This window comes from Flavobacterium sp. KH_035 (assembly GCF_057839565.1).
The window spans coordinates 1,123,790-1,147,575 of sequence record NZ_CM174492.1; the positions used below are offsets into that span (position 1 = coordinate 1,123,790).

Consider the following 23,786-nt stretch of genomic DNA (forward strand, 5'->3'; position numbering starts at 1 on the left):
AATGAAGCTTTACAGAGCCCTATTTCTGTTTCTTATTTACAATTTATCGGCACAGCAAAAACCCATTGAAACTATTTATTTCGAATTTGACAAGTTCGATCTTACACCAAAACAAACCGAAGTTGTAAACCGTTTTATTAAAAGTATCGACACTTCTAAAGTAGAGTCAGTACAAATATATGGCTATTGTGATGATCGCGGAAATGACGAATACAATTTTCGTTTATCTAACAATCGGGCAAGCACCATTCAGAACTTATTGGTTAAAGCCGGATTCAACCAAGGTAAAATTGTTATTCTGGAAGGGAAAGGACGTGTTGTTGTCCGGCCTGACACTATAGAAAACCTGCACGAAACCCGTACCCGAAACCGAAGGGTCGATTTGATAGCCGTTAAGAAAAATAGTTTTGGAAAAGGAATTTACAACTCGTTCCCTAACAAGCTTAAAATTGGCGATAAAATATTCTTAGACAATATTTTATTTGACATAGGAAGCTCAAAACTCACCCCAAACTCTAAAAAGGAATTAGACAAAGTTGCCACCATCTTAGAAAAACAAAATGGTTTAAAATTCGAAATTAGGGGGCACGTTTGCTGCACCCCCGACATTTATAGTGACGGAATTGACAGGGCCACCAACGAAAGAAGACTTTCCTGGAACCGCGCCAAAACCGTCTTTTATTATCTGAGTTCCAGAAAAATTTCCAAAAACCGAATGACCTACCAGGGTTGCGGTAATAAATACCCGCTAGGAAAAGGAGATAATCTGGATCGTCGTGTTGAATTTTTGATCACTAAGATTTAAGCACTTTAATCCCAATAACCCCTGTACCTCTGAGCCTTTGCACCTTTGTACCTAAGCAAAACGCTTTAGTCACGCGTCATCTCTATATGTTCGATATCATCCTCCAGATACATTTCACTGGTTTGAACAAATCCGTGGCTTTCGTAGAATTTCTTTAAATACAACTGAGCACCAATGGTTATTGCTTCTTTATTGAAATTCAATTTTATGGCAGCAATCGCTTCACGCATTAGGTCATGTCCCCATTTCCGATCTCTGTAATTGGCATCTACCACCACTCGTCCGATTGAAGCATTGTCAAAACTGATTCCAGCGTCAAACAAGCGTACATAAGCAACTGTTTTTCCATCGTATTCCCCAATTAGGTGTAGTGCTTTCTTGTCTTTGCCGTCAAGGTCTAAATAAACACAGTTTTGCTCTACTACAAAGATCTCACTTCTTAGTTTGAGCAAATCGTATAGCTCGTTTACATTTAATGCCTCAAATGGCTTTATTTTCCATTTTGGTTCCATTTGTCTTTTATTTGTTGTTTTGGTTCTATCCTTTTTATGATTCTACCTTTCGTTAAAAGCAAAAATACACTAAATACTAACAAATAGAAATCCCGATTACAAACTGCAACCGGGATTTCTACTTTGTTATCGGATCATAACCTTATTTTTTCTTCATAATGATTTCCATGCTCTTAAACTCCTCACCATTTTTCACATCGAACATTTCCATTTTACGTGTTTTAGCATCTACAATGGTATAGATTTCTCTGTAGGGTGTCTTTTTACCGTTTACGGGATTAATCATGTCGCCTTTCAACTCCATACTTTTAGTGCTTTCGTCATACTTACCTGTTGCGACAAGCATTCCCGTTCCCATATTATCGATAAAAGTAGTGGTGTATTCTTTACTGGCATTGTTATAAGCTAATGTACTTTTACCCTCAAAAGCTTGTCCCATCATGGTTCCCTGATAATTTGATTCCTGATAACGTCCTCCAAGAATCATTTTAATGTTTGCCGATGAAGTTGCTTTTTCAGGTTTTCCGTTTGGTTCTGACCAGAAAGTCATATCACAATTCCAGGTTCCAACTTCATCTGTCATTAATTTATGAGGAGTTCCCGGAGTTGCATAAGCCTGCCAGGCTTTCATTTGTGCTGCCGAATCAATCGGTTGTTCTGCTATTGGTTCTTCCTTTTTAATACTATCAGAAGAGCCTACTGTTTCAGTTGCTGTCTTTGCCTCTTTTTTACAGGAAGCAAAACACATGACTAGTAATAATACTGCAATTAAATTTTTCATAATGATCTGTTTTAATGTTAGTTGTAAAACAAAATTAAGAAAAATTAGTTTGTCACCTCATTACTAAAAACTTAACAGGATTTCCATAAAAAGCTGCAAATTGATAAAATTCATTCCATTTATAGCTGTTGGCTTCTAAATAATTCCTTATGAAAACATCTTTTGGTATTGAGCTTTTGCCCTTTCAGGGCGCAAACAAAATTTTACCTGCTTCATCGTGCGTTGCACCATGCTTCTGCTTTTGGGCTTTCAGCCCTTTATATTACCTCTTATCAATTTTAACCGATTTTATAATTGCTTCCAAATCCAGCATTAGATCACGTTCTTCATTGGAAGGCGAATAACAAAATCCTTCGATTACCAGAATTCGGTTATACATTTCGTCAACAATTGCATAGTTGATAAAAGGTCCGGCCATAAAATCGTTCTTAAGTTCCCAGGTTCCTTTAGTTTCAAATGCTTTTTTTCCATCTAAGGAAATCGTTGAAAAATAAGGTGCGTATGCCTCACCCGTTATCATACGTGTGTTGGGTTCTCTGCCTTTGATGTAACTCCCAACGGAATCACGCATCCGAATAATATTGTCGATTACATTTGCACTTTTTTCAAAACTGTGAATGGGGATCTGATAAATAAGCAAACTGGTGTTGCCACTTATAATATCTTTTTTTAACCAAATAAAATTCTTTTTATGCAGCATGTATTCATATCCGGTAGGAATTTGCAGATCGATATGAAACTTATTTTTTATAACAGCTGGATTCAACAACGATTTACTGTTATCTTCCTGAATTTTTTTGATTTCGGCATCCCGGATTATTTTGATGATTTGCCCCGAATTGAGTTCGATACTGCAAATAATATCATCAACCGATTTTCCGTAAATTCTGAAAGTGTTGTGGGGTAGTGATCTGCTGTGTGTCACTTCGAACTTATCAGCAGTTGTTTTTTTAACTACAATTATGCTTCGGCTATCGGTAACAAAACCTTCCAGTAAACGAGCCGGATACTGATTAATAGTAAATAGGGGTTCTTCTTGTGTAAGTCCTAAAACTGGTGAAGCAAATTTATTTCTGATGCTATCTCCAACTTCTCCATACCATAACTGATCGTCTATGATGACAGAAATTGTATTGGTTTTTCCGGATATAGGTTCATCCTGCTTCTCATTTTTAAAACATGAAATGAACAGCAACGGAAGTAGCAGTAATAAAAAATGGGTTTTATTCATTCTCTTAAGTTATGAAATAAAACCCAAATTTATATAAGATTTTTTATTATCCGTTTATTTTAAGCTTCATTCCTGGTTTAATGTCTCCGTCTTTAATGTTATTCCACTTTTTAATATCGGAAATGGTTACTCCCGGATATTTTTTAGAAATACTATACAACGAATCTCCTTTTTTAACATAATAGTCTTCACCAAGAACTTTTGACGTCGCTTTTTTCTTGAACGAATCAATTGAATTGTTTGACGCTATAGCAGTTGTAACCGCATTTTCGTCAACAATTTCAGGAACAGCTTTAGAAACAACCAAAGTTTTTCCTAAACCAATATTATTTGAAGTCAGACTATTTAGTTCTTTCAACTCCGCAATAGTCGTACCGAATTTCTTTGCAATGCTCCCTAAATTATCTCCGGCAGCTACCACATACTCTTGTGACTGTGTATTATTTTTCTCTTTATCATCAGCAGCTGCAATAGCTTCCTCTGTTTTTTTATCTATCGCCAATGCTGCTTTAGTCTCCTTTGGTTTTTTAACCGAAGCCTCTATTTCAGATTTAATTTTTAAGTTTCTTCCGAAGGCAACTGAATTTGATTTCAGATTATTCCACTTCTTCAGATCGACAATACTCACATTATATTTGTCTGCAATTGCTCCCAGATTATCACCTTTCCGGACTTTATAAAACTGAATTTCTTTGGAAGAATCTTCTTTTGCTTTTGCACTATATTTTGTTCTTGGCGCTGTCTTCATTGCCAATTGTACAGGCATAGTTTTATTCTGTGCCTGGTAGGCTACATAGGCATAAATCTTGTCTTCGTTTGAAACAAAAGTTGCTACTTTATCTTTTGGCAAGCGCAGGAAATGCTGCTCTCCCTGATAAAAAGGCACTACATTTAATTTGTATGAAGGATTTAAAAGTTGCAACTGAGATTGTGGCATGTCTAACAAATCGGCTATTTGTTTGAATGACATCTGACTCTTAATCTGAACGGTATCTGTTTCAAAATTTTTAACAACGGCTCTTTGTGGATTTATTCCGTGTTCTTTATGATATTCAAAAAGGTACATGGTTGCTAAAAAAGCAGGAACATAACCCTGAGTTTCTTTTGGAAGGTGGCTTCGAATGTCCCAATATTTTGTTTTTCCGCCGGAACGACGAATGGCTTTGGTTACATTTCCTGGTCCTGAATTGTAAGATGCCAAAACAAGTTCCCAGTCGCCAAAGATGTTGAACATTTTGCTCATGTATTCTGATGCTGCTGCAGTTGCTCTAAGCGGATCACTGCGTTCATCAATATAAGAGTCTATTTTAAGGGCGTATTGTTTACCGGTTCCGTACATGAACTGCCAAATTCCCGTGGCGCCCATTTTAGAAACTGCTTTAGGGTTTAAAGCAGATTCTACAACGGCTAAGTATTTAATTTCTAAAGGAACGTTTTGCTTGGCAAAAGCATCTTCAAAAATTGGAAAGTAATATTCGGATAAAGACATTAATCGGGAAAACGATTTTTTTCGATTCTTAAGAAATGACTTTATTATGTTTTCTAATCCCTGATTGTATTCAATATTAAAAGGTGATTTCCCATTCATTGCCTGCAGCCGCTGTTTTAGCAAGTCTGTTGGCAGTTCCTCATCAACTGTCACGTCTGTATTAATGGTTTGAATGTCTTTTGTCAGATCATCGTAAATATCCAGACTTACTAATTCGTTCATCCAAAGACTGTCAACTCGTGCTGCCAGTTCATTTTTTTTGAAAGTATTTTTAACAGAATCTAAATACGATATCTTTACAACCGGCTTAATTTCAGCATCTGCTTTTGCAACATCCTGTGCAAACATGGATATCGAAAAAAAGGCGGAAACCACTATTGCTATTTTTTTTACAATCATATAACATTATTTTAAAATTCTATAATTCAATTCATTACAGAAACCTTAGTTTTACAAACTTAAACAGTTTAATGAAGAAAAATATGTAAAAAAATGTTAATTGTGATTTTTTAGTCCAAAATCGCGGCGATTCCAGGTAAAATTTTACCTTCTAACATTTCAAGCATAGCTCCACCTCCGGTAGAAACATAACTCATTTTATCTTCAAAACCGAACTGTTTTACCGCTGCAACAGAATCTCCACCTCCAACTAATGAGAAGGCACCTTTTTCTGTAGCTTCGGCAATATAATCACCTAAAGCGATCGTTCCTTTAGCAAAAGATTCCATTTCGAAAACTCCTAATGGACCATTCCATAAGATTGTTTTAGACTCCAGAATTACTTTTTTAAAGTTTTCTAAAGATTTAGGACCTGCATCAAGACCTTGCCATCCATCAGGAATTGCGTTTACATCAACTACCTGAGTGTTTGCTGTATTAGAGAAATCATCTGCAGCAATTACATCAACCGGGATGTGAATCTGAACTCCTTTTTCTTTGGCTAGTCTCAAAATTTCAAGCGCTAACTCTTGTTTATCATCTTCACAAATAGATTCTCCAATTTTACCACCCAGTGCTTTAACGAATGTAAATGTCATTCCGCCTCCAATGATCATGTGATCTACTTTGTCTAAGATGTTTTCGATAACGGTAATTTTTGAAGATACTTTTGAACCTCCAAGAACTGCTGTTACCGGTTTTTCACTATTTTTAAGTACTTTATTTAAACTTTCTATTTCTTTTGCCAACAATGTTCCAAAACATTTTTCAGTTGGAAAAAATTGTGCAATAATTGTTGTTGAAGCATGTGCTCTGTGTGCTGTACCGAAAGCATCATTTACATAGATGTCTCCCAATGAAGCCAGTTCTTTTGCAAAAGCTACATCTCCAGCTTCTTCTTCAGCATGAAAACGTAAATTCTCAAGTAATAAAACTTCTCCCGGCTGTAAGTTAGCCGCAGCTGACTTTGCCGCTTCTCCAACACAATTTTCAGCAAATTTCACCTGAACTCCTAAGATTTCAGAAGCTGTTTTTAAAATGTGTTTTAACGAATATTTTTCTTCTGCTCCTTTTGGTCTGCCTAAATGCGACATTAAAATTACGCTTCCGCCCTGTGCCACAATAGCGTCAATAGTTGGTTTTGCAGCTTCGATACGTGTAGCGTCAGTTACATTAAAATTTTCATCCAATGGCACATTAAAGTCCACACGGATAATTGCTTTTTTATTTTTAAAGTCGAAATCGTTTAAAGTTTTCATTTGATAATTTTTTAATTTATTCTGATAGAAAACAAATATAGAACTTTTAGTGTTGCAACAAATTTGAAAAATGTAAAATTAAACCCGCTACAACAGCGAAAACGATGTAATTTATGAAAAAAAACAAATTAACTTTTAAAGCCGCTAAAAATGCTTCCCTAATCGTGAACCGGACTTTGTGTACAAGGACAGTTACTAATTGATTGTAGGAAATCGAAACCAATTGTTATGGAGTGTGTTCCTGTGTTATAATTACCCAAATCGTTGAACATTACCTGATACGAATATCCAAAGTAGAATTTAGATTTCATAAAACCTACCATTGGCCCAACTGATAATGGTTTTGGAAACTGATCGTTTAAGAAACGATAAGAAACCCCGATCCAATAATAGTCCTCATAACGATTATAACGTCTGTATTTGAAGTTGAAATCGGTTGTAGAACGATTATCACTTGCGAAGTACTGGTAGTAAACCGATGGTTCGTATTCGATACGACTATTTTCTCCGTCTTTAAAAATAAAACCGGAATAGATCTGATAATTGGAAAGCAACGAAGGTTCAACTCCTCTGTATTTATCGGTATTTTTCTTTAAAACGTTATTGGCATTAAAACTTATATAGAACATTTTATTACGATACAAAGCACTCACATCAAAGTTACTGTTTGTAGTATATCGATTATCTGTTACAGCCGGATCTAAAATAGGGTGTTCGATAGTGTTATTGAATTCATCAATATCAATACGGAAGCTATTAAAGTTATACGAAAGCCCGAAAGACAGATATTGCTTCGAATAATAATCCAGGATAAGGTGATGCGCAAAGGAAATTTTAGCTCCCGTCTGACGCGTATATCCATTTTTATCATTATAGACATTGATCCCGACTCCTGAACGATCCAAGACCCTAAAATCGGCATAAAGCGACTGGTTGTCCGGTGCATCTTTTATCCCTACCCATTGCGTAAGTCCGTTGGCTCTAATTCTAAGGTTGTCTCCAATACCGGCAAAAGCAGGTGAAATAACAAATGGATTATCTGCTAAATACTGTGTGAAAACTGGTAGGTTTAACTCTTGGCTGTAACTTGTTGTTACAGCCATGAGTACTAAAGATAAAATAAACTTTTTCATTGTAATAATTTTTTTAGATAACATCATTAGGGGCTCTTATTTTGTTATCTGTATAAAGTGAAATGTCCTACAAACTCACGTGCATCTTTCTCGTCATTCAATTTAAGAACATACCAGTAATCTCCTGAAGGTAATTCGGCACCATTGTATCTACCGTCCCATTTTTGACCATAGTGGTACTTGGCAATTACACGACCGTATCTGTCAAAGATTGAGAATACAAGGTTGTTGTAAATGTTTGTACAACCAGGACCCCAAGTGTCATAAACACCATCTCCGTTTGGAGTGAAGTAATTGTCAAGACAAACATCAACATAAATTGCATGTACAGTTATTGTTGCCGTACATCCGTTTTGGTCTCTTACTATTACTTCATAATCTCCTGTTTTGTAGATTTTGTATTTGTTAGAAGAAGTAAACGGTTCTCCGTTGAAACTGTACTCGTAAGCAGGTGCTCCACCGGCAGCAGTTACCGAAATGATGTTCATTTCTGGTTTTCCTTCAGACTCTCCAAGCGTTAACTTGTCGTAAGCTCTGATTTCAAAACGTGCAGTTTCCTTTTTACATCCATTTGAATGTATTGCTACCACATAGTGAGTTCCAGGAGCCACATTTGTAAAAATGTTACTTGGTTGCCCAGGGCCTGCATAACTGTCAAGTGAATAATATATTTGCGTAAGATCTGTATTACTAGCATCAACCGTAACGGTTACCATATTTGTTTGTGCGTTGTTCACACAATCGTAATTGGTTTCAGCTATTGGGTCAAGAATTACTGCTTTATCCATGATTACTTCAAGTGTACTGATACAAGTAGCATCTTTAATATATACAGTATGTCTACCACCTTTAAGAGCTACGAAATCATGCTGTGTACCAACAACCGGAATATAAGTTCCATTTTCGTTATCAAGGCTTACACTATACGGTGGTTTACCACCAAAAATTTCTATACTAAACGCTCCATCTATGTCACCATCGCAAATTTCCTGCAAAATTGGTCCTACAACTTTGGCACCTAAAAGAGGTGGTTCTTTAATTTCAAGATTTAAAAGCTGGAAACATGAATTTTCATCCTGAACTAAAACCTGATAAACTCCCGGAGCTAGTCGGTCAAATTCAAATTTATCATCAAACATTCCTAAATTTGGCGAAATAGCATACTTAATTACTCCCGTTCCTCCGGTTGCTGCGATCGAGATCTTACCATCATTAGAAGCAAAACATGTCGCATCGATTACGGTTGGAATAACGGATAGTGGTTGCGCCGGTTCATTGATATTGATTGAAGCAGAATCATACTGACAATCTCCACTATCAACACGTACAACATAAACTCCTTTAGGAAGCAAATCAAAATAACCTGTTGGCTGAGCCGGTCTTACCACAACCCCGTTACCATCAAACAAGGTATACACATAATTAGTTAAACCTCCAATTGCTTCTGCGTCGATAGCCGCTGTTGCACTTCCTTTACAGTAAACAACTGCATTGGTTAAATCTAATTTCAAGGTCAATGGCGTTAAGGCATCTATCGTAACATTGTTAGAAATTGAACTTACACATCCTTTAGAGTCTCTCACAAAATATTGGTGATCTCCAACTCCTACAGCAAATGTTGCAGGTAAAGAGCCTAATACAGTTGTAAAATTCTTATCAGAACTATATTCATATGGACCACTTCCACCTATTGCACTTAATTTAAGTGTAGCAGCTGTTTTACAAGTTATTCCAGTTGCTAATTCCAATGTTGGAATAATTTCTAATGGTTCACCGATAATAACTTCAGCGGTAGTTCTATTACAGTTCAATTGATCTACAATCGTCACAGAATACTTCCCTGCTCCTAATCCTGTAAAGATTGGACTATCCTGAGATGCAGTGGAAATAACCGGATTCACTGATAATAGATTTAAGATATATGCATAGTTACTTCCCTGACCTCCTGTTGGAGCTGATACAGTAATTACACCAGTTTTATCTCCATAACATAATAATGTACTTGTAGTAGCTGTTGCTGTTGCTGCTATTGGCGTTGGATTATTCAATGTTACAGTAGTTGTAGCTACACACCCTTTACTGTCCTTAACATTTAAAATATAAGTCCCAGCCGATAGGTTAGAAAATTCCGACTGATCAGAATATCCTGTGCTAACACCTACTAATTCATATTGGTAACCACCCGGCCATCCGCCATCTGCAGATATGACAATCTTACCGTCATTCCCTGGTATACAAGAAATTGGAGCATGAATTTCAGATATCTTTAGTTCTGTTATTGGTTGTTGAATTGAAAAACTAGTAATAACCTCACAGAATGGTGTTTTTGAAAGAACTGCTTTAACATTATATAAACCTGCTTTCAAACCATTAATTGTTGCTTTACCAGTAGCATCACTTGTGCCATCCTTAACTAATGTTCCTGCAACATCTTTAATCTCGTATTTAAATTCTCCAGCATCATTTGTTGGAACCAATAAATTATCGGTTAAAATTAAATCAACACTACCTTCTAATACTCCGTAACATTTAATATTAGTCACATTTTCAGCTGTTAAACGGAATGTATTTGGATCGTTCACAAAATGATCTTTCTTGATAACACATCCTGTTGCTGTATTCTTAACAGAAATCAAATAATGCCCGATTGGTAAATTAGTGAATACACCATTTGTATTTGTTTCACTAAATACGGTTCGGCCCACACCATCAAGCTTGTACTCTAATGGTATTGTAAATGTCACTCCATTGAAATCTTTAACCTTAACTGCAATAGCTTCATTCGTCGCACAAGTTATTGGTGTAATTACAACATCAATTTTGTCCATGCTAGTGAATGGTAGTATCTCAACTTCAGTAGAAGCTCCCATACAACCCTTATTATCAAAAACATTTACTACATATTTTCCTCCTAAGAAATCGCTTTCTGTATATATGTTAGAAGTTCCATCGTAAACTATTTCATTAGCATTACTAGTTTTAACAAACTGGAATCTCGTATAATTTTTAGAACCACCTGTTATTTTAGTTTTATCTACAGTGATTGTTGCATAGATTGTTTTATTATCTGTTGCACAACCATAGTTACTAACAATTGGAGTATCGACAATAATTACGGCCGGTTGACCAACAATTACGGTCATAGGAACCTCACATCCTTTTCCGGAAGTTACAGTAACTGTATAAGTATCTGCCGGAAGATTCGTGAATACGTTACCTACTAAAACCATTCCAACAGGAGATGGGTTAATTTTGTAAGTATAAACTGGGTTATTGTTTACCGTTGTAGTTGGAGTGGCCATGTTTACAGTAACCGTTCCATTACTTTCTCGATTACAAATTACATTGGTTGGTTCTAAGCTAAAAATAATACTCTTATTTGGAATCTCAAATTTAACTTCTACCTCTTTTGTACAACCTGTTCCTGTATCTCTAACAGTAAATGTGTAATTACCCGGAACTAATCCATTAAATATTGGATTAGCATCAAAATTGATTCCATCTTTACTGTACTCGTAACTTGGTGCTACAGTACCTCCGTAAGCTCGTAAGGTTACTTCACCTTGATTTCCTTCACAAATAGGAGTTTCTATAATATCATATTCTAATCTTAATGGTTCCAAAATAGTAACTGTTTGATTCGCCGTACATTTATTTTCATCACGAACATAAACAATATGAGCACCAGAAGATTTCACTACTAAAACCTTATTTGTCCCCCAGCTGTTTCCATCTAAGCTATATTCAAGATTTGCATTAAATCCATTAGCAGTTACCGTAATATCATAAGTACCTGTTGTACTTGGACAGTGATTAGGTATTGCCGACACAATAACCGGTGAGGCATCTACAAGAATATTAATAGCTTTAGACGTTTCACAACCATGCGAATCTTTAGCCCACACTGTCCATGTGAAGGCTTTGTCTAATTCAGCAGTATCTTCAGTACCATACACTACTGGATCGCCTGCTTTAACAAATGCATACGTATATCCAGCTGTACCTTTAGAAGCAGTAGCTTTTATTTTCGCCAAATCGGTACAATTTGCATTTTTAAGAGTTATATAATCTACTTCTAATCTTTCAGGCTCTGGAACATCTACTGTAATGCTAGCAACACAATCTGTTACATTATCTTTTACATCAATTTTATACGGACCAGCCACTAAATTCGTCAGTACAAAAGTATCTGTTCCTACTGGTGTTATAACACCCAATCCTGAAACACCTGTAATTGTTTGCGTAAATCCTGTGTTGAATCCAGAAACGGTAAAAGTTACTTTTCCGTTAGCATCTCCTTTACAGGCAACTTCTGCATCAACATTTCCGTTTACAGCAATATTTACAAGATCTTTTACTCTGTAAACATCCTGATATCTACAGCCATTTTCATCCTTAACCTCAAAAGTATATTCTCCTGGAAGTAATCCCGGGAAACTTGCTGCTACTGCAGAACCTGTGACCGCTATTGGACCAAACAATGTTGGAGAAGTTGCTGTATTAGTCGCCACGATTCTAAATTCTAAAGCTCCTACTCCATTAGTTGCTTTTACTTGAACCGTACTCACATCTTCACCTGCTTTACAAGTTACCAATGTAGCATTAAAATCTAATTTACTTGGTTTATTTAATGGATTTACTGTAATTGATTTAGGCGCTGTTGTACAACCATTTGCATCTTTAACAGAATACCAAATTGTCTGCACTGTACCATTATTAATATCAATTGTGATCTTATCCGATGTGTCGAACGTTACACCATTATCAAAACTATATAAGTAACCTAACGTACTTGTCGCAATTCTCGTACCGCCATTTCCTTCAACTGTAATCACTGTAGTATTGCTACATGTAGTATTAAGTGAGAGAGTAGCCCTAGCCGTTAATATACTTGGCTCAGTAATTACAATTGCGGGTGTAACTCCAGATGTACATCCATAAGCATCTGTAACCACCACGTTATAAGTACCAGCTCGTAATCCTGTATATAAACCTGTAGCATCTCCCGAATTATTTGCATTTGCACCGCTTAGCGCAAAAGTATAAGGGCGAACACCTCCGGAAGGAGCAACTGTAATAGTTCCTGTATCATCTCCATTACATTTTACATCAACCTTAGTTATTGTAAATATAGGGTCTACTGGAAGATCTACTTTTACAGGATCGCTTGTAACAGAACAAGAATTACTATCTGTAACTCTGAATATGTATGTTCCTATTACACTAGTTGTATACGGCGAAGTAATAATATTAAACCCTGTGTTATTAATATTTACTTCGTAAGTGTATGCTGGATTTCCATCAGCGGCTGTCAAAGTAAACTGAGCGGCTGTGGTCACAGGCATCGGAACACAGGTAATTTCCTTATCTTGAACTACATTGAAAGTTAAAGGTTTGTAAACTGTTGTTGAAGTTGTACTAGTTGCCATACAACCATTCGCATCTTTAATATACACAGTATAAGCTTGTGAAGCCGTTGTAGGAGCCGGCACTGTAAATGTATATGTTGTTCCAGTGCTTTCAAAATAATCTGTACCATTAATACTAAAGCTTAATGGCGCAACACCCGTTCCCGTAGCTGTAAATGTGTAATTTTCAACTGCTGTACATTGGTTTGTTGTCAATGTTGGCGTTGTTACAGTAGGTACATCGTCTTTAGTAATTGTTACCGTCGTCATAGCTGTACAATTGTTCGCATCCATTACGTAAACATCAACAAGCCAAGTCATTCCTAAACCATTTGCACTTACTACACCATTTGTCAAAGTTGTAGTATTAATAGATATTGAAGTAGAATACGTTCCTGCACCTGTACCACTTTGTACAATAGAATAAGTATAAGTCGATGTTCCTCCAACAGGAGTCATTGTAAGCTGAGAAACTGGATCGTTACAATGAACATTACCTGCTACAGCCGTTATCGATAAAGCCAATGCTGGCTCTGTAATATCAACTGATTTCGTTACACTACAATGTGTAGTATTGTCTGTAAATGTTACTTCATAATTTCCTTTCGCAAGATCCGATAAAGTAAGAACATCACCCACTTTAGTATCTGTAAAAGTTAAGCCTGTTGGAGTTGTTACAACTGAATAAGTAAATGCTCCTGAAGCAAAGAAATCACTTGCCGTAAATGTTGCACTACCCGTTTTTTCTGTAATACAACCTACGTTAGCCACAACTTGTTCCTGCATTTGTAATGTTGGTAATGCAGGTACGGTAAATGATTTTTCGTCTGTACAATTATTGCTATCTGTAATTCTAAATACATAGTCACCCGCTTTCAATCCAGTGTATGTACCACTGGTATCACCGGTAGTATTCATTGTCGTACCAGAAACCATGGTATAAGTTACGGTACCAATACCATTGCTATGATTTATCGTTACATCACTTTCCAGTGCAGGACAAGTCATTTGTGTTTTACCAAATCCAGTGATAACTGGCGGATCTAATGCATCAATTGTTTCAGGTCGCATTACGGAAATACAACCGTTAGCATCTTTTACAATTATATTATAAGTACCACTAATTTTTGTGGTAAAAATATTACTTCCAGAGTAGTTCGCTCCGTTATCAAAACTATATTCATAACCTCCTGCGCCACCGGTTGCAGTAACAGTTATCTTGGCCTCATTTGGAGTGTTTCCTAAACCACATAACATCTGATCTACTACGACTGAAACAAAAGATACTGGTGTCGGATCAGTTACAGTAGCATTTATTGTTTGAATACAACCTTTACTATCTTTAATATAGTAGGTAACCGTTCCCTCTGCTGCGGTTTGAACAAATTTATTACTCGTTTCAGTTGGTAAAGTTGGTGCAGCACCTTTTTGATAGGTATAAATTCCGGTTCCACCAGTTGCGTTTATTTCAACGCTTCCATTAGCACCAATACATAATGGGTTGATTTCTAATTTTGCAGGAACAATGTTTACCAAAGCATCAATTTTAATAGTTGCTGTAGCAGTACAAGCTCCGTCATTTACCTCAAAAGTATAATTACCGGCATCTAGACCAGTAAATATACCAGTTGTCGCACCCGTAGTATTACTCGTAGTACCTGCTGTAATGGTATATGTATAATTTGTATTATCTCCTCCTTGGGCTTCAACTGTAACTGTTGCATTTGGTGCAGGAGTGTTACAATCTAATTCTTTCGTAAGCGTTGGAGAAAGTTTTAATATATCTCTTACAACATAAGAAGCAGTAGCAGTACAGCCATTACCATCTCTTACACCGATAGTATAAGTTTTAGCAGCGGTGATGGTAGCTATTGAAGAAGGTAAGTCTACACCATCTAATGTATAAATAGGAGTACCAACTGTTATAGTAAAGTACTGACTTAAATCTACCGTAAAAGTAGCTCCTGTAAAGCAAGGAACTGCAGGTCCTGCAACTGCCACTGGAGGCAAATCTTTTCCGATTGATACATCAACTTTTGAAGTACAACCGTTTTTATCTTTTACCCAAATATCCCAGTCGGTACCTGATTCAAAGTTAATAATCAAAGGATTAGCAGAAGAATAACCTCCTGTTGGTTCTAGCGCTCCATCGGCAACAAAAGTATATTCATAAGGTTTCGTTCCCCCTGTTGCTTTAACCACTACACGAGCATCTGCATTACAATTATCATTGGTTTGACTAATGACACTCACTGCTACTGGCTGCAGTGGCTTTCCTATTTCAAATGTTGTTGCATTTGAACATTCTGTGCCATCCAATTCTAAAGCTTGTAAAGTATAGGAACCTGTTGGTAAATTTATAAAAGTATCTGTTATTGAAGTGGTTGATGTTACCACATAATCTCTAAATACTCTTGGTGAAAGTCGTAAATTAGTTAATTGATCTAATACCTCTACACGTAAGTTGTCAACCGAAGGATCATAATTAGAAACCGTAAACTTTATAGAACCATTTGCAACGCTTGGTGTTACATTACAAGAAACATCAGTAGAAACAATACTAGTAAATTGTATTAATGACAATGGAGCTATTGGTACTTCAACAATAGAGAAACATCCATTACTGTCTTCAACCTGAAAGAAATAAGTTTGACCAAATTTTAAACCAGTAAACTGATAAGTTGTAGCTGGAGTAGCAGCAGAAACCGTAGATGCATCTCCATAAATCGAATACTTATAGTTTGGAGCACTCGGTAAAGTAGTATCTAAAAATAAATTTACTGTTGCACCAGCCTTACATGTACCACTTATAACTGGAGGTGCAAATTTAAGGTAAGGATGAGTTGAAATTCTTAATTTACCACTTTTAGCTTCACAACCTTTACTATCTACGATTAATACATGATAATCACCAAACACTAGATTATTTGGAAACACATATGTTCTAGAAGAAGTTGGTATGCTGGTATGGATAGCAGTATTTGTTTTATCATCAAATAAAGTAAAGATAAAAGGCCCCACACCATCATTTATTCCAGTAATTTCTATACTTCCTGGTATGTCACCATAACATTTTATATCGTTAACTGTAAATGAAGGATCTATCTTATTAGGCTGTCCTATGGTTATTGTTCCCACATCGCGACATCCTCTGGCGTCCTCAACAATATAAGAATGTGGACCTACTGCTAAACCTCCAAAAACATTTGAAAAATCTAATGTACTTCCATCTAAACTATATTTATAAGGTGCTTTTCCTCCTGAGCCTGTAAAAGTCACTGTACCATCGCTATTACCATGACAATTCGCAAGCGTAGTTACTGGGTTTGCGACAATAGTACCTGTAGCCGTTACAGGTAATGCATTTGTTTTTACTGGACAACCTTTACTATCGGTAACTTCAAAACTATAATTTCCCGGTGAAGTAAACGTCTCTGTAAAACTAGTTGTAGCAATACCTGTTACAGGAGCTCCAACAGCTAATGATCCATTATATATTTGGTAACTGTACGGAGCCGTTCCATTTGTAATATTTACCGTAATTTCAGCTGCAGTAGGTACAGAACAAGTAAGATCTTTACCTGGAATGGCACTTGCAAATATTTGTTTGTCTACTACATAATCTTTAAAATTAGTACAACCATTAGCATCTTTAACACCTAATTTATAAGTACCTGATGCTGTAACGTTATATGTTGTTCCAGGTAATGTTGAACCATTTACCGTAAATTCCAATGGTGCTTTACCAGTTCCAGAAAGTGTAATTGTGAAAGGTGCTGCAAAGCATTGCTGTGCAGGTAAATTTACAACTGCATCTGGATCTTTAGCAATAGGAATTGATAATGATTTCTCGCAACCATTAGCATCTTTTACCCAAGCATACCAAGTTGTAATTGCTGGATCTAAATCTGCAGTATTTGCATTTAAAACATAATCTCCTGCCGCTGGATTTCCGGTAGTACTCCTGAAAGCATAGCTATAAGGTAATTTTCCTCCTCCAGCAGTAACGATAACTTTTGATAAAGCCTGCCCGCAATTGGCATTTTTATTTGATGTTAACGTTAAAGTTACAGGCGAAAGCTCAGTTATAGTAAAGTTTACATCTTTAAAACATGCCGTTAAATCATCTGTAACCCTTAAGGTATACAAACCTTGGGTTAAATTTGTTATATCTACAGTGCTTCCTGTTTTGGTAACTGTCCCCGTACCGGCAGTCAATGTTGCGGTGTAAGTACCTGTGTATGCAGAAACAGTGATTTTTGCAGAACCAGTACTTCCTCCATTACAGGCTACATTTACCTGCGATAGTAATGAAGCTGTAATACTAACTTTTGGTTTCACAGTATAAGAATCTGTATCGCTACAGCCATTAGCATCTGTAACTTTGAAAACATAGGCACCATCGGCTAATCCAGTGAATTTTCCGTCTGTTGCACCAGTTAAATTATTAGTTGGGCCAGAAACAATTGTATAAGTCAAAGTACCAACACCATTGCTTACCGTTATGTCAACATTACTTTTATCTTCTCCCGGTTTACAAGTAATAAGACTAGCAGTGAATCCAGTAATTTTTGGGCCGTTTAATGCTGCAAAAGTTTGTGATGGTAATGATTGTGTACAGTGATTACTGTCTCTCATTTCCACAGTTACTGTACCAGCAATACTGGTACTATAAGTTGCTGTAGCAGAAAAAGCTCCACCATTAAAACTATATTCGTATCCTGTACCAGTACCACCAGTTGGTAAAGTTACAGTAATGGTTGCTTGCTTTGTTGTATTGTCTGAATTACATGCTAACGGTGTCATGTTTACCGTTGCATTTAATGCTATCGGATCATTCAATGTAATTTGAGCTGAGGCGGTACATCCTTTTGCATCAGTCAAAAGAACATCATAAACTCCCGCATTTAAATTAGCAGTTGATGCTGTAGTTGAAACTGTTACCGATCCTTTTTTAATTAAATAACTAAACGGCGCCAATCCTGTTGGATTTGTAATATTAATCACTCCGTTACCTACTCCAATACAAGTTGGTTGTTTTTCATTATGTAAAAATGAAGGTGTAGTTTTTGCCGTAACCGTTATCTTATTTGATAATGCCTGACAATTTGCATTATCAGTAACTCTAAATTGATAATCTCCTGCATTTGCAGTACTAAATGGCGATGTTACTGTAGTCCAAGGCCCTGCAGAATTAAATTGTACTTCGTATTTAGAATAAATATTTGATCCTCCATTAGCTGTAAAAGAAATTTCTGCATTATTGGTACAAGTTAAATCTTTTACTCTTGTGGCCAAAATAGTCAATTCTGGATTAACTACGTATGTTGCTGTTGCAGTACATCCATTAGCATCTTTTGCGACAATTGTATAAGTTCCGCCTGAAGTAATATTATAATTTGTTGGATTACTAACTGACAATCCGTTTACTGTATATGTATGAGTACCTGTTCCAAGATTAAAGAATGTACTAAGGTTTACTGCAGTTGTTGAAGGTGCTTTGAAACAGAATGTGGCTGGAGCCGGAGATTTCACTGTTGGCGAAGTCTCTCTAGTAATATCTAGATTAAATGGTCCCGCGGTACAATCATTTTGATCCATTACATATACATCCCAAAATAAATTAGATTGCGTTGCTCCTGTATTGATAGTTGTATTCGTAGTAGAAAAAGCACTTGCAGCTGGTATACCAGCTCCTCTAAGGACATAAGCATATTTATAATTTGGCACACCACCGTTAACAGTGACCACAATATTCGAAACAGAATTACCACAGTTTACATTAGATCCTGTTGCTGCAGTAATTGAAATTGCCGTTGCCGGATTAATTGTAACAGATGCTTCATTAGAAAGACATTTTGTTGTCTTATCTCTAACCTGTAATTTGTAAGTACCTGCTCCTAAGCCAGTAACCGTAACTTCATCATTTAATTGCGTAACTGTACCAGAAGCTGGTGTTAATGTATACGTAAAATTACCTGCTGAGCTTGCTCCTGTTACAGTAAATGTTGCTGTACCATTTGTTAGACCAACACATTTAACATCGGTCTTTTTCCCTGAAACAGCAATAGTCGCTGCAGCATCAATAGTAATTGATCCTGAATCTTTACACCCGTTTGCATCTGTTATCTGGAAAGTATAACTTCCTGCAACTAGTCCAGAAAAAATCCCTGTAGAATTAGTAGTTCCTGTACCTGCGCCAGCAGTAATTAAATAAGTAAATGGAGCGATTCCACCTACTTTTGGAGTTACCGTCACACTGGTAGTAGTTTTACCAACCTCGCATGTAATCGTAGCCGGAGTACTGATGTTAACCCCTACTGGCGGATTATATGCTGGAATATCGATTGTTTTAGTATCGATACAATCATTAGCATCCTTTACAGAATAAGTAATAGTTTGTACTGTGGTTTTGTTCGTTACTAATAATGTATTTACTCCATTAAAAGTAGTACTACCATTAAAACTATAAGTAAAACCTCCTACTCCACCCGCACCAGAAGTTGTGATTAAAGTAGTAGCACTACAAGTTGTATTTGTAGGTATAGAAGCAGAAGCTACAACTGCAGGTGGATCTGTTAATGTAACATTGATACTTTTTGTACATTTATTACTGTCTTTTACATAAAAAGTGTAATTACCCGCACTTAATCCTTTAATAATGGATATACCATTATACATAATATTATCTCTACTGTAGGTAAATCCACCAGAGCCTCCTGATGGAAATAGTTCTACACTACCTGTTAAACCACCATTACATTTTGGGTTAACATTATTTGACGTTAAAATTATAGCATCTAGAGGGTCGATAGTTGCTTCACTGGTTGTGATACAATTATTAACATCTTTAATTTGAAATTTATAGTAACCTGAAGTTACAATGCTATAGGTAAATGATGTTCCATTTGCAACCGGTTGTACCAAAGTTCCAGTAGTAGCACCTGAAATAATACTTACTGTGTAAGGTGCTGTTCCTCCCTGAATTGATCCAGAAATTATTGCTCTATTATTTGGTGCAGGATCACAATCAAGTCCTGTTGTAACAGTTGTACTTGTTAACAACTGTGCTTTTATGGTTATAGTAATTTCGTCTGTGTCACAATCAAAACTATCTTTAACTTTAAATTTATAAGTCCCTTCGTTAGCAGCTTTATAAGTAAAATTAGGCCCATCAAACGTTGGGCTTGGTAAACTTGGAGTACCCCCATTATAGGTAACTGTATAACTATAAGGACCAACTCCTCCTGCTACTTTTACCGTTATATCTGTGCCTGTATTTTTGTCGAAACACTTACTTACCGGTTCAAAATCTGCGGTTGGTCGAACTGCCGCAACAACATTTACTGATGCTAAAACATTCGTTTCGCATTTATTAGCATCTTTAGCTATAACTTTATAGTTTCCTACCGGAATATCAAGAAATTCTCCTGAAGTTTGAAAAGCTCTTACAACTGTTGTTCCATTTGCAGCTCTTAATTCATATTTATAATCCGGAGTTCCATCCGTTGCCTCAGCAGTTATAGTTGCCCCGATCTTACAAGTAGCCGGTTTAGTTACCGATGCAGATACTTTTAATACTTGAGGTGTATTTATATCCTGAGATAAAGGCCAAGTACAACTAGTTGCGATATTTTCATAACGTACCCTTATTTGATAATTCTTACTTAACAATTTATCAATGGTAACACTACCCGTTGATGCTGCCGGAACGGGTACAACTGTTACCCAGTTAGCACCATCTATAGAATATTGAAATCCTTTTTTTGGATCAAAATTTCGGGCTGTTATCGTAAGTTCACCATTTTTATCTCCAAAACACTTCACATCTACAACCTTTGTGATTTCTGCAGAGAAAGCTTTAGAAGAGTCAATAGTAATATCTTCATCTCTAACAGTTCCACAAGCTTTAGGAATCTGGCGAACCCAAATATCATCCATTACCAAGTCATTACCTCCATAATCCGTACTTCCTGAACGAATCTTAAAAGTCAGTTTAGTATTGTTTCCAGGATTCAATGATATAGATTTTTGGATCCATTTATTTCGGTTCACATCGTAAGCATCTTCAGCTATTTTACCTGTATTATCACTTGCAACAACATTTCCTGCAGGATCCACAAGTTCAAATATCACAATTGGAGCAGCTCCAGTTCTACTTCTTCTCAATAAATTGGCAACATACAAATCAATCATTACCGGCTGATTCGGGATAACGTCTACAATGTCTTTACTATATAAAACTCCATAATCTCCTGCAGCTTTACCGATGTTGATCAGCAAGTATCTACCTAACGGATCTGGTGTAGCATTCCCTGCAGTAGTATGGTCTTTAAAATGAAACCAGGCTCCTGTATTATTCGCATTAGGGTCATCATCTCTCCAGAAGAAATTAGTAACTGAATACTGGTTATCTTCAACCGAACGTGTCGGTGTTCCGTTTAACGAACAGGTATAAGGAGCAAATTCCCTTTGGTCATTAAAACAATAAGTACCTGCAATACCTGGTGTAGTAGTGGTTCCTCCGCTACCAAAATTTTCAATCAATAAGTTACTATAAGTTGAAACGTTTAATACCGTATACTCTACAGTTATCGTATGTTTTCCACCTCCAACATTTGGAAATACATTTGGTGGAGTATTGTTATTTAAAAATCCGTCTATATAATATTTATAACTGTATTTCGTATCTGGAACCCCACCATTTACCTGAACGGTACTCGTCGCCGATCCGTCGCAATTAAATACCGGGTCTAAAACTTTAATAGAAGGCGGAGCTGGTTTTTGATCTAATGTAATACCAGGCATATCAAAAACACAGCCCGCAGCATCCTTTATTTTAAAAGTATAAGGCCCTCCCGGATTAATATACGCTTCATTCGAATCCTGCCAAATACCATCTTTAAAACTATATTTATATGGAAATGGTCCTGCGAACGGAATACCTCCTTGCGGGTTCACGATACGTGCTAAACCTTGAACTTCGTTTGGAATACCACAACCTGACAATGCAGCAATACCAGCAGAGGCTGTTAAAGGATTAGCCGCACCAACATTGGTCAAAATAGCCGGGTCCTGGCAATAGGTACCACCCGTACCGCTTACACCAGCCTTTTGGTATTGTACCACAACATAATAGATACCTTGTGTAAGGTTTGGAAATACATTCGTCGTTACAAAACTGGTTCCATTATTTATACTATATTTAATGTCAGTATATCCATTTGGAACAGTTACATTTATTGTTATACTTCCCAACTTACCAGTACAATTCCCGTCTTCTTTTACGATGTTGTAAACTGGTTTATCTACTGCCCCAATACTGATTGCTTTATCAGCTGTACAACCATTACCATCTTCGAGACGAACAATATAGTTTCCTGCTTTTGCAACTGTAATTTTATTATCAACATTGGCAACAGGAGTAAATTCCCCACCATCAATACTTATCGAATAACGATACGGTGTTTTCCCACCACTCGCAGCTCCTGTAATTTCACCAAGACTACAAGCAGATAGAGATTTTGTTACTGTTGAACTATTATTCAATACATTTGGTGAGGCGACAATAATTATATTGTTTTTTGTATCTTTCATACAAGCAGTTCCCACAATAGACGTTTCAACTGTATACGTTCCTGAAGCCAAACCACTAAAAGTATAATTTGGAACAGTTGTCGCCGGAATCGTTATGTTAGTAGGACCAGTAAGTTTATAAACGTACTGCAAATTAACATCACTCGCCACCACACGAATACTTCCTAATTCACCATTGCATTTTGGTGAATTAACCTGGGTAGTAACCGCAAAATTAGTCGAATTGATTACGATGTTCGGTATTTTAAAATCACAAGAACCTGCAACCCCTGCCAATCTTATAAAAACATTATAACTACCCGCCGTTGTCACATTAAAAACATTCGTGGTTTGCCATGATGATGGTGGCGAAGAAGTCGTTGTTAAACCATATTCATAACCACTTCCAAAACCATTAACCGTAATTTTTCCGTTAATAGTACAAGTTGTTCCATATTTAATAATATCATTCTTGGCAATGGCACCAGGATCTAATGTATTCTGATACACATTAAAGTAAAAAGTATATGGCGTTCCTGTGTTGTCTACAATTTTAACTCTGAACTGACCAGCAGCACTTGCTATATAATCAGGTGTATTTCCAACTTCAGTCCAACAAGAAGCTGCTGCTGTTTCATTAGCGCAATTCGTATTTGAAACATTCAAACAAGATCCTCCCGGATTAAACTTTTCCCAAATAATTGATTGTGCATCTGTTATCCCTGTCTCGATTTTTCGGGTTTCGTTAATACCACAAAGAAATAACTTTGGTAACTGCTTACCATCATTCGGACAAATAGAAACAGTTCCCAGATAAGGTGCCTGAGCATACTTAATTGCAGGATTTACAGGAGGTGCCGCTAATTTATTAGCATTATTATCTGTATTAGTCCTTAAATCTATAGGGATACCAATCTGATCATTTGTTTTTAAGAATATATTCTCATTAAAGTTCTTAGTAAACTTAGAGTTATACGCGATTAAATTTTGCGAGTAGGTGGCAAAATTAAATAACATAGCTAAAACAAAAATCAGCGTTCTTAAAATAGTAGGTTTTTTCATAATCATTTTTTTGTTACTTACATCTTATTCTCTAAGGGGCGTTAGAAAATAAAACAATTCGTATTCTATAACATTTATTACGCTGTCCTTCT

8 protein-coding genes are annotated in these 23,786 nt (G+C 36.4%); 1 reads left to right on the forward strand and 7 read right to left on the reverse strand.

All coding sequences use genetic code 11. The features are described from left to right. Nucleotide 1: 1 nt before the first annotated feature. Nucleotides 2-805, forward strand: a complete 804-nt coding sequence (locus AC3IS6_RS04990; RefSeq protein ID WP_489163943.1) for an OmpA family protein — start codon at nt 2-4, stop codon at nt 803-805. Between the two features lie 65 nt (nt 806-870). Here AC3IS6_RS04990 and AC3IS6_RS04995 read toward each other — a convergent pair whose 3' ends face one another. From AC3IS6_RS04995 to AC3IS6_RS05025, 7 genes are all read right to left on the reverse strand, one after another. Next, entirely contained in the window at nt 871-1,317 is a 447-nt protein-coding gene (locus AC3IS6_RS04995; RefSeq protein WP_489163944.1) for a GNAT family N-acetyltransferase, read from the reverse strand. Nucleotides 1,318-1,459: 142 nt separating this feature from the next. Then, nucleotides 1,460-2,098 carry a DUF1579 domain-containing protein gene (locus tag AC3IS6_RS05000; RefSeq protein ID WP_489163945.1) on the reverse strand — a complete coding sequence of 213 codons (639 nt, stop codon included), beginning with the start codon at nt 2,096-2,098 and terminating at the stop codon, nt 1,460-1,462. Between the two features lie 262 nt (nt 2,099-2,360). After that, on the reverse strand, nt 2,361-3,329 hold the full coding sequence (locus tag AC3IS6_RS05005) for a DUF4837 family protein (protein ID WP_489163946.1): 969 nt from the start codon (nt 3,327-3,329) through the stop codon (nt 2,361-2,363). Between the two features lie 46 nt (nt 3,330-3,375). Beyond that, nucleotides 3,376-5,217 (reverse strand): LysM peptidoglycan-binding domain-containing protein, encoded by a 1,842-nt coding sequence (locus tag AC3IS6_RS05010; RefSeq protein WP_489163947.1) that lies wholly within the window; start codon nt 5,215-5,217, stop codon nt 3,376-3,378. Nucleotides 5,218-5,327: 110 nt separating this feature from the next. Beyond that, complete coding sequence (locus tag AC3IS6_RS05015; protein ID WP_489163948.1) at nt 5,328-6,515, reverse strand: phosphoglycerate kinase; 1,188 nt, start codon at nt 6,513-6,515, stop codon at nt 5,328-5,330. A 158-nt stretch (nt 6,516-6,673) separates the two neighbouring features. Further along, the gene (locus tag AC3IS6_RS05020) at nt 6,674-7,648 is read right to left on the reverse strand and encodes a PorP/SprF family type IX secretion system membrane protein (protein ID WP_489163949.1); all 975 of its coding nucleotides are present in this window, start codon (nt 7,646-7,648) and stop codon (nt 6,674-6,676) included. Between the two features lie 44 nt (nt 7,649-7,692). After that, a complete protein-coding gene (locus tag AC3IS6_RS05025) occupies nt 7,693-23,694 on the reverse strand; it encodes a T9SS type B sorting domain-containing protein (RefSeq protein WP_489163950.1) in 16,002 nt (5,333 codons plus the stop codon). Nucleotides 23,695-23,786 lie beyond the last annotated feature (92 nt).